The 10,657-nt window shown below is 74.2% G+C and carries 1 protein-coding gene; it reads left to right on the top strand.

Annotated features, from left to right (window positions below):
- A partial coding sequence (locus tag IE237_RS40155) for a type I polyketide synthase (protein ID WP_189807170.1) occupies positions 1–10,657 on the top strand: 10,657 nt, incomplete at both ends.

The following is a 10,657-nucleotide window of genomic DNA, read 5'->3' as shown; positions in this document are numbered from 1 at the left end:
GCTCGTCGTCGCTGGTCGCGATCCATCTGGCGGCGCAGGCGCTGCGGCAGGGCGAGTGCTCGATGGCCCTCGCCGGCGGTGTGGCCGTCATGGCGACACCCGACTCCTTCATCGGTTTCTCGCGCCAGCGCGCCCTCGCGACCGACGGCCGCTGCAAGTCCTTCGCGGACGCCGCCGACGGCACGGGCTGGTCCGAGGGCGTCGGTGTCCTGCTGCTGGAGCGGCTGTCGGACGCCCGGAAGAACGGTCACCAGGTCCTCGCGGTGGTGCGGGGTTCGGCGGTGAACCAGGACGGTGCCTCGAACGGCCTGACCGCTCCGAGCGGCCCGGCGCAGCGGCGGGTGATCCGCAAGGCGCTGGCCGCCGCCGGGCTGACGTCGGCGGACGTCGACGCGGTGGAGGCGCACGGTACGGGGACGACGCTGGGCGACCCGATCGAGGCGCAGGCGCTGCTCGCGACGTACGGGCAGGGCCGCGAGGACGGTCTGCCGCTGTGGCTCGGCTCGCTGAAGTCGAACATCGGGCACGCGCAGGCCGCGGCCGGTGTCGCGAGCGTGATCAAGATGGTCGAGTCCATGCGGCACGGTGTGCTGCCGGCGACGCTGCACGTGGACGAGCCGACCGCGCAGGTGGACTGGTCGGCGGGCGCGGTGGAGCTGCTGACGGAGTCGCGGTCGTGGCCGGAGACGGAGCGTCCGCGCCGTGCCGGTGTCTCGTCGTTCGGCGTCAGCGGGACGAACGCGCACGTGATTCTGGAGCAGGTGCCGGCCGAGGCCGAGCTGCCGTCGTCGCCGGTCGACGGCGATGCCGTGCTGCCGTTCGTCGTCTCGGCGAAGGGCGCTGCCGCCCTTGCCCAGCAGGCACGGCGGTTGGCGGAGTTCGTCGAGGGCGACGAGACGGTGTCGCAGGCGGGTGTGGCCGCTTCGCTGCTGTCGGGGCGTGCGGTGCTGTCGGATCGTGCGGTGGTGGTCGCGGGTTCGCGTGACGAGCTGCTGTCCGGTCTGGGTGCGGTGGCGCGTGGCGAGTCCGTGGTGGGTCGTTCCGCTGTTCCGGGTCGTTCGGTGTTCGTGTTCCCGGGTCAGGGTGCGCAGTGGGTCGGTATGGGCCGGGAACTGCTGGACTCGTCGGCGGTGTTCGCGGATCGGGTGGCCGCGTGTGAGCGTGCGTTGGCGCCGTTCGTGGACTGGTCGCTGACGGATGTCCTGCGCGGGGATGCCGATGCGGAGCTGTTGGAGCGGGTCGATGTGATCCAGCCGGCGAGCTTCGCGGTGATGGTGTCGCTGGCGGCGGTGTGGCGTGCGGCGGGTGTCGTGCCCGACGCGGTGCTTGGTCACTCTCAGGGGGAGATCGCCGCTGCGTGTGTGGCGGGTGCGCTGTCCCTGGAGGACGCGGCGCGTGTGGTGGCTCTGCGGAGCCAGGCGATCGGCCGGGTTCTGTCCGGTGCGGGTGGCATGGCTTCGGTGGCTCTGCCGGAGGCCGAGATCCGTGGCCTGCTGGTCGAGGGTGTCGAGATCGCGGCGGTCAACGGTCCGACGTCGACCGTGATCGCGGGTGACGCGGACGCTCTGGACGGTCTGCTGACCGTCCTGGAGGGCCAGGGCGTCCGGGTGCGGCGGGTCGCTGTGGACTACGCGTCCCACACCCGTCACGTCGAGGCGGTGGAGGAGGTCCTGGCGTCCGAGCTCGCCGGTGTCACGGCGCTGGCCCCGGAGATTCCGTTCTTCTCGTCGGTGGACGGTGCTTGGATCGAGTCCGAGGGTGTTCTCGACGGCGGGTACTGGTACCGCAACCTGCGCCAGACGGTCGGCTTCGAGCCCGCCGTCCGTTCCCTGATCGGTGAGGGCTTCGGCGTCTTCGTCGAGGTCAGCCCGCATCCGGTGATCCTGCAGCCGGTGACGGAGATCGCCGATGCTGCCGAGGCCGATCTGGTCCTCGTGGGGTCGCTGCGTCGCGGTGAGGGCGGCATGCGGCGCATGCTGACGTCGCTGGCCGAGGCGTTCGTGCGCGGTGTCGACGTCGACTGGACGGCCGTCCTGCCTGCCGGCGTGGTCGGCGTTCCGCGCGTGGATCTGCCGACGTACGCCTTCGATCACGAGCACTACTGGATCGAGATGACGGGTGCCGACACCGATGTCGCCTCCGTCGGTCTCGCCTCCACCGACCACCCGCTCCTCGGCGCCGTCGTCGGGCTTCCCGGTTCCGACGGCTTCGTGACGACCTCGCGCTGGTCCCTGCGGACGCAGCCCTGGCTCGCCGAACACGCCGTGGCCGACGTGGTCGTGGTGCCCGGTGCCGCCCTCGTCGAGCTGGCCCTCAAGGTCGGCGACGAGGTCGGCGCGCCCACTCTGGAGCGGCTGACCGTCGACCGCCCCGTCGTTCTGCCGCTGAGCGGTGGCCGGTCCCTCCAGCTGACGGTGGGCGGTGCCGACGAGGCCGGGCGTCGTGCGGTCCAGCTGTACTCCCGGGCCGAGAACGCGGACGCACGGGAGGAGTGGGTCCGGCACGCCGACGGCATGCTCGCGCCGGGCTCGTCCCTGGACGCGGCGGCCCCCGACGACACCACCGGTGTGGACATCGCGCTGCCGGAGGGCGTCACCGACGCGGACCGGTACGGCCTGCACCCCGCGCTCCTGGACGCGGCCGTCGCCGTCGCGCTCGCGGACGGCATGCAGCCGTACGAGTGGACGGGTGTCTCGCTGAGGGCGTCGGGCGCCTCCGCGCTGAAGGTGCGTGCACGGAGCACGTCCGGCGAGGCCGGCTCGCTCGAACTCGCCGACCGGAGCGGCCGTGCGGTGATGTCCGTCGCGGGTGTGACCGGCAGGCCGTACACGCCCGAGCAGACGGCGATCGCCGACGCCCTGACGCACGACGCGCTGTTCCGCGTCGCCTGGACCGCGCTGCCGGAGACGCCCGCCGCCACCGGCTCCGCCGCGTCCCCGTACGTGACCTCGGCCGCCGAGGTCGCCGCCGTGGCCGCCGCGCCGGGCTCGGCCCCCGCCCACCTGCTGTTCGAGGTGGACCCGGCCGATCCGGACGCCCGCTCCACGACCACGGCGGCGCTGGGCGTCGTCCAGGAGTGGCTCGCCCGGCCCGCCCTCGCGGACACGCGGCTCGTCGTGCTGACGGCCGACAGCGGTGAGCCCGCCACGGCCGCCGTCCAGGGGCTCGTACGGTCCGCCCAGTCGGAGCACCCCGACCGGATCGTCCTCGTGGAGACCGACGCGGATGCCCGCTCCCGTACCGCTCTCGCGACCGCGCTGGCCACCGGCGAGCCGCAGCTGCGGATCCGCGCCGGCGTGGCCGAGGTCCCGCGTCTCGTCCGTGCGACGGGCGCCGGAGCCGGCGAGGCCGCCGGGACCGGCGGCGCCGGTGCCGCCCGTCCCCTCGACGCCGAGGGCACGGTCCTGATCACCGGCGGTACGGGCACCCTCGGGGCCATCGTCGCCCGCCACCTCGTCACGGAACACGGAGCCCGCCACCTGCTGCTGGTGAGCCGGCAGGGCCCCGACGCCCCCGGCGCCGCCCGGCTGACCGAGGAGCTGACCGCCCTCGGAGCCACCGTCACGATCGCGCGCTGCGACGTGGCGGACCGTACGGAACTCGCCGGTCTCCTCGCCACCGTCGCCGCCGGGCAGCACCCGCTGACCGCCGTCGTCCACACCGCGGGCGTACTCGACGACGGCGTCGTCTCCGAACTGACGCCGGAGCGCATCGACACGGTGCTGCGGCCCAAGGCGGACGCCGCGCTCCACCTCCACGAGCTGACCCGGGACCTCGACCTCGCGGCGTTCGTCCTGTTCTCCTCGGCCGCCGGCGTGCTCGGCAACCCGGGCCAGGCCAACTACGCGGCGGCCAACGCCTTCGTCGACGCCCTCGCGCACCGCCGCAGGACCCTCGGCCTGCCGGCCCTCTCGCTCGCGTGGGGCTACTGGTCCGAGGTGAGCGGGATGACCGAGCACCTCGCCGACGCCGACCTCCACCGCAACAAGCGCAACGGCATGAACGGGCTGTCCGCCGCGCAGGGCATGGCGCTCTTCGACGCCGGTCTGCGGAGCGACGACTCCCTGCTCGTCGCCACCCACCTCGACATCCGTGCCCTGCGCGCCCGGGCCGCGAGCAGCCCCGTGGCCCCGCTGCTGCGCGGTCTGGCCCCCTCGCCGCGGCCGGCGGCCCGGGTCGCCGCGGACTCCGGCTCCCTGGCCGAGCGCATCGCCTCGCTGGGCGCCGCCGAGCAGACCGAGACCCTCGTGGCGCTCGTACGCCGCCACGCGGCCGAGGTCCTCGGGCACGCCACGGCGGACGCGGTCGCGTCGGAACGGGCCTTCAAGGAGGCCGGATTCGACTCGCTGACCGCCGTGGAACTGCGGAACCGCCTCGCCGTCGCCACCGGCCTGCGGCTCTCCCCGACGATGGTCTTCGACTACCCGACCCCGGCCCTGCTCGCCGGGCAGGTACGGGTCATGCTCCTCGGCTCGCTGGGGATCGAGCCGGGTGGCACCGCCGCCACCACCGGTGCGGACGCCCGCGCGTCCGCCGACGAGCCGATCGCGATCGTGGCCATGGCCTGCCGCTTCCCGGCCGGCATCGCGAGCCCCGAAGACCTGTGGCGGGTGGTGAGCGAGGGCACCGACGCGGTGACCGAGTTCCCCGCGGACCGCGGCTGGGACACCGAGCGGCTCTACGACGCCGACCCCGACCACGCGGGCACGACCTACGTCCGCCACGCCGCCTTCCTCGACGACGCCGCCGGCTTCGACGCCGCGTTCTTCGGCATCTCGCCGCAGGAGGCGCTCGCCATGGACCCGCAGCAGCGGCTCCTCCTGGAGACCTCGTGGGAGGTCTTCGAGCGGGCCGGCATCGACCCGACCTCCCTGCGCGGCCAGGACGTCGGCGTGTTCGCCGGCATCAACAGCAACGACTACAGCCTGCTCCTGCACCGATCCCCGGAGGTCGAGGGCCTCCGGCTCACCGGCAGCTCGGGCAGCGTGCTCTCGGGCCGCATCGCCTACCACCTCGGCCTGGAGGGACCGGTCCTCACCGTCGACACGGCGTGCTCGTCCTCGCTCGTGGCCCTGCACCTGGCGGCGCAGGCGCTGCGCCGGGGCGAGTGCTCCATGGCCCTGGCCGGCGGCGTGATGATCATGGCCAACCCCGACACCTTCGTCGAGTTCTCCCGCCAGCGCGGTCTCGCCCCGGACGGGCGGTGCAAGGCCTTCGCGGACGGCGCCGACGGCACCGGCTGGTCCGAGGGCGCCGGCCTCCTGCTGGTGGAGCGGCTGTCGGACGCACGACGCCACGGCCACCAGGTCCTGGCCGTCCTCAAGGGCTCGGCGGTCAACTCCGACGGCGCGTCCAACGGCCTGACCGCCCCCAACGGTCCGGCGCAGCAGCGCGTCATCCGCAAGGCCCTCGCCGACGCCGGCCTGACGCCGTCGGACGTCGACGCCGTCGAGGCGCACGGTACGGGCACCACCCTGGGCGACCCGATCGAGGCACAGGCGCTCCTCGCGACGTACGGCCAGGACCGCCCCGCGGACCGTCCGGTGTGGCTCGGCTCGGTCAAGTCGAACCTCGGCCACACCCAGGCGGCGGCGGGCGTCGCCGGCGTCATCAAGATGGTGATGGCGATCCGCCACGGGCTGCTGCCCCGCACCCTGCACGTGGACGCGCCCTCCACCCATGTCGACTGGTCCGCGGGTGCGGTGGAGCTCCTGACGGAGTCCCGGCCGTGGCCGGAGACCGAGCACCCGCGCCGGGCCGCCGTCTCCTCCTTCGGCATCGGCGGAACCAACGCCCATGTGGTGCTGGAGCAGGACACCGCTTCCCGTCCGGCCGGCCGCGAGGCGGACACGGAGACGGCGACCGACGCCGCCGACGGGTCCGCACCGGAGGCCCGGACGGTCCTCGTGCCGGTGTCCGGCAGGACCGCCGACGGGCTGCGCGGGCAGGCCGGGCGCCTCGCCCCCTTCGTCGAGGGCCGCCCCGACCTGAGCGTCGCCGACACGGCGTACTCGCTGGCCACCACCCGTGCGCAGCTCGCCCACCGGGCGGTCCTCGTCGCCACCGACCGGGACCGGCTCGCCGCCGACCTGCGCGCCCTCGCCGAGAGCGGCGAGGCGTCCCCCGGGACGGTGACCGGCACCCCGGTCGCCGGAAAGCTGGCCTTCCTCTTCACCGGCCAGGGCAGCCAGTGGGCCGGCATGGGCCGCGAACTCGCCGCGACCCACCCGGTCTTCCGCGACGCCTTCGACGCCGCCTGCGCCGCCGTCGAGCAGCGGCTGGGAGAGCACCTCGACCGCCCGCTGCGCGACATCGTGTTCGCGGCCCCGGGGTCGCCCGAGGCGGCCCTGCTGGACCTGACGATGTACACGCAGGCCGCGCTGTTCGCCCTGGAGACCGCGCTCTTCCGGCTGTACGAGTCGTGGGGCGTGCGACCGGACCTCCTCGCCGGACACTCGATCGGCGAGGTGAGTGCCGCGCACGCCGCGGGCGTGCTGAGCCTGGCCGACGCCGCCACCCTGGTCGCCGCACGCGGCCGGCTGATGCAGGCACTGCCCACGGGCGGCGCGATGGTCGCCGTCCAGGCGACCGAGGCCGAGGTCGCCTCCCTCCTCGCCGAGGCCTCCCGGACCGGCGCGGTGTGCGTCGCCGCCGTCAACGCCCCCGACTCGGTGGTGATCTCCGGCAGCGAGACCGAAGTGCTGGCCGCCGCGGCCGAGTTCTCCGCCCGGGGCCACAAGACCCGGCGGCTGCAGGTCAGCCACGCCTTCCACTCGGCGCTCATGGAGCCGATGCTCGACGCGTTCCGTGCCGTCTGCGAAGGCCTGGACTACCGCCCGGCCACCGTCCCCGTGGTGTCGACGCTCACCGGCAAGGCCCTCGCCGAGGACGAACTCGGCACCCCGGACTACTGGGTGGACCAGGTCCGCCACGCCGTGCGCTTCGCCGACGCCGTCGCGACCCTGGACGGCCTGGGCGCCACGACGTACCTGGAGCTCGGACCCGGCGGCGTCCTCACCGGCATGGCCCTCGGGTCGCTCGGAGACACCGACACGGACGCCGGCACGTCCGCCTGCGTGGCCACGCTCCGCCGCGACCAGGCGGAGGACGTCAGCGTCCTGACCGCCCTCGCCGAACTGCACGTACGAGGCATCACCCTCGACTGGAACGCCCTGTACGCAGAGCCGCGCCAGGCCAGGACCGATCTGCCGACGTACGCCTTCCAGCACCAGCGCTACTGGCTCGACCGCGCCCTGGACGCCGACGCCGTCGGGACGGGCGGCGCGGACCACCCGCTGCTCGGCGCCCCCACGGAGCTGCCCGGCGACGGCGGGACCGTCCACACGGCACGGCTGTCGGCCGGCCGTCACGGCCGGCTCCTCGGCCTCCACGACGGCCTCACCGTCCCCGTCGCGGCACTCCTCGAAATGATCGTCGACGCCGGCGACGCCGTCGGCTGCGGCTCCCTCGACGCGCTGGTCGTGGAGAACGCCCTGGTGCTGCCGGAGCACGCGGCCGTCCAGGTCCAGGTGGCCGTCGGCGGCGCCGACTCCACCGGCCGCCGCACCGTGCACGTGTACAGCCGCCTCCAGGGCACGGACGCGGACCGGGCGGACCGCTCGGACCGTCCGGCCTGGACGCGCCACGTGAGCGGTGTGCTGGCCGCCGGGATGCCCGAGGCCGCCTTCGACCTCACGGCCTGGTCGTCCGCCGCGGACGCGTCGAGCATCAGCCTGCCCGGCGTGAGCGCCGTCCGGAACGACGGCGAACTCACCTTCGCCGAGGTGGCGCTGGACGACCACCTCCTCGACGACGCCGAGCGGTTCACGCTGCACCCGGTCCTCCTCGACACCGTGCTGAGGCTCGTCGCGGCCACCGGCGGCTCGACGGAGACGGGCGACCTCGCCCGCTGCGCGCGGATCGTCGTCCACGCGGCCGGTGCCACATCCGTACGCGTACGGATCACGCCCGCGGGACAGGGCCGTCACCTGGTCGAGCTCGCGGACCCGACCGGCGCGCCCGTCGCGTCCATGGGCCCGCTTGAGCTCGGCACGAGGGCCGGGGGAGCGGCGGCGGAGAGGGCAGCGGCCGCCGCGCCGGCAACGGCTGAGGTTCCTGCCGCGGCGCCCGCCGCCGGGGACGTCCGCCGCCGTGCGGTGACGCGCGACGCGGCAGCCGCCGGTTCGCTCGCCGAGCGCCTGGCCGGGCTCACGGCCACGGAACAGCGGCGCCTTCTGGTCGGCCTCGTGGAATCCGGAGCGGCCGCCGTCCTCGGCCACCGTACGGCCGACGCCTTCGACCGGACCCGCTCCTTCAAGGACCTCGGCTTCGACTCCCTCGCGGCCGTCAAGCTCCGCAACCGGCTGGCCCACGCGACGGGGATCGAGGGACTCTCCGCCTCGGTCGTCTTCGACTACCCCAAGCCCGCCCTGCTCGCCGGACACCTCCTCGCCGAACTCCTGGGTGCAGAAGACGCGGCCGGCGCCCCGACAGCCGCGGCGCCCGCGTCCGACCTGAACGAACCGATCGCGATCGTGGCCATGAGCTGCCGCCTCCCGGGCGGCGTGGAGAGCCCCGAGGACCTGTGGCGACTCGTCGCGGAGAAGCGCGACGCGATCTCCGGCTTCCCCATCGACCGGGACTGGGACCTGGACGGGCTCTACCACCCGGACCCGGACCACCAGGGCACCAGCTACGCCCGTACCGGCGGATTCCTGCACGACGCGGCGAAGTTCGACGCGGGCCTGTTCGGGATCTCCCCGCGCGAGGCCCTCGCCATGGACCCGCAGCAGCGGCTGCTCCTCGAGACCTCCTGGGAGGCGCTGGAGCGTGCGGGCATCGACCCCCGGTCCACCGGGGGCAAGGACATCGGCGTCTTCACCGGCATCGTGCACCACGACTACGTGTCCCGACTGGGCCAGGCGCCCGAGGGCGTCGAGGGCTACGTCATGGCCGGCACCGCCGGCAGCGTGGCCTCGGGCCGCGTCTCCTACGTCTTCGGCTTCGAGGGTCCCGCGGTGACGGTGGACACGGCGTGCTCGTCGTCGCTGGTCGCGATCCACCTGGCGGCGCAGGCACTGCGGCAGGGCGAGTGCTCGATGGCCCTCGCCGGCGGAGCCACCGTCATGTCCAGCCCGGACGCCTTCGTGGAGTTCTCGCGCCAGCGCGGCCTCTCGCTCGACGGCCGCTGCAAGTCCTTCGCGGCCTCCGCCGACGGCACGGGCTGGGGCGAAGGCGTGGGCGTGGTGCTCCTGGAGCGGCTTTCGGACGCCCGCAAGAACGGTCACCAGGTCCTCGCGGTGGTGCGGGGTTCGGCGGTGAACCAGGACGGTGCGTCGAACGGCCTCACCGCTCCGAACGGTCCGGCGCAGCAGCGGGTGATCCGCAAGGCGCTGGCCGGTGCGGGTCTCACGACGGCGGACGTCGACGCGGTGGAGGCGCACGGTACGGGTACGACGCTGGGCGACCCGATCGAGGCGCAGGCGCTGTTGGCGACGTACGGTCAGGGCCGCGAGGAGGGCCGGCCGTTGTGGCTCGGCTCGCTGAAGTCGAACATCGGGCACGCGCAGGCCGCGGCCGGTGTCGCCGGTGTGATCAAGATGGTCGAGTCGATGCGCCGCGGCGTGCTTCCGGCGACGCTGCACGTGGACGAGCCGACCTCGCAGGTGGACTGGTCGGCGGGCGCGGTGGAGCTGCTGACGGAGTCGCGGTCGTGGCCGGAGACGGAACGTCCGCGCCGTGCCGGTGTCTCCTCCTTCGGCGCGAGCGGGACGAACGCGCACGTGATCCTGGAGCAGGCGCCGGCCGAGGCCGAGCTGCCCCTCCAGGTGGAGAGCGATGCGGTGCTCCCGTTCGTCGTCTCGGCGAAGGGCGCGCGGGCGCTGGCGGGGCAGGCGCAGCGGCTGACCGCGTACATCGAGGGCGGCGAGACCGTCTCGACGGCCCGCGTGGCGGGGGCCCTGGCCTCCGGTCGTGCGGTGCTGTCGGATCGTGCGGTGGTGGTCGCGGGTTCGCGTGACGAGCTGCTGTCCGGTCTGGGCGCGGTGGCGCGTGGCGAGTCGGCGCCGGGTGTGACGGTGGGCGGAGACGCCACCGCTCGCGGTCGTTCGGTGTTCGTGTTCCCGGGTCAAGGTGCGCAGTGGGTCGGTATGGGCCGGGAACTGCTGGACTCGTCCCAGGTGTTCGCGGATCGGGTGGCTGAGTGTGAGCGTGCGTTGGCGCCGTTCGTGGACTGGTCGCTGACGGATGTCCTGCGCGGCGATGCCGATGCGGAGCTGCTGGAGCGGGTCGATGTGATCCAGCCGGCGAGCTTCGCGGTGATGGTGTCGCTGGCGGCGGTGTGGCGTGCGGCCGGTGTCGTCCCCGACGCGGTCCTGGGCCACTCCCAGGGCGAGATCGCCGCTGCGTGCGTGGCGGGTGCGCTGTCCCTGGAGGACGCGGCGCGTGTGGTGGCTCTGCGGAGCCAGGCGATCGGCCGGGTTCTGTCCGGTGCGGGTGGCATGGCTTCGGTGGCTCTGCCGGAGGCCGAGATCCGTGGCCTCCTTGTCGAGGGTGTCGAGGTCGCGGCCGTCAACGGTCCGACGTCGACGGTGATCGCGGGTGACGCGGAGGCTCTGGACGGTCTGCTGACCGTCCTGGAGGGCCAGGGTGTGCGGGT

It is taken from the genome of Streptomyces tanashiensis, from assembly GCF_014648895.1.
Classification (GTDB): Bacteria; Actinomycetota; Actinomycetes; order Streptomycetales; family Streptomycetaceae; genus Streptomyces; species Streptomyces tanashiensis.
Note: the sequence above shows the minus strand (reverse complement) of the source record. Positions and strands in the feature narration are given on the sequence as shown.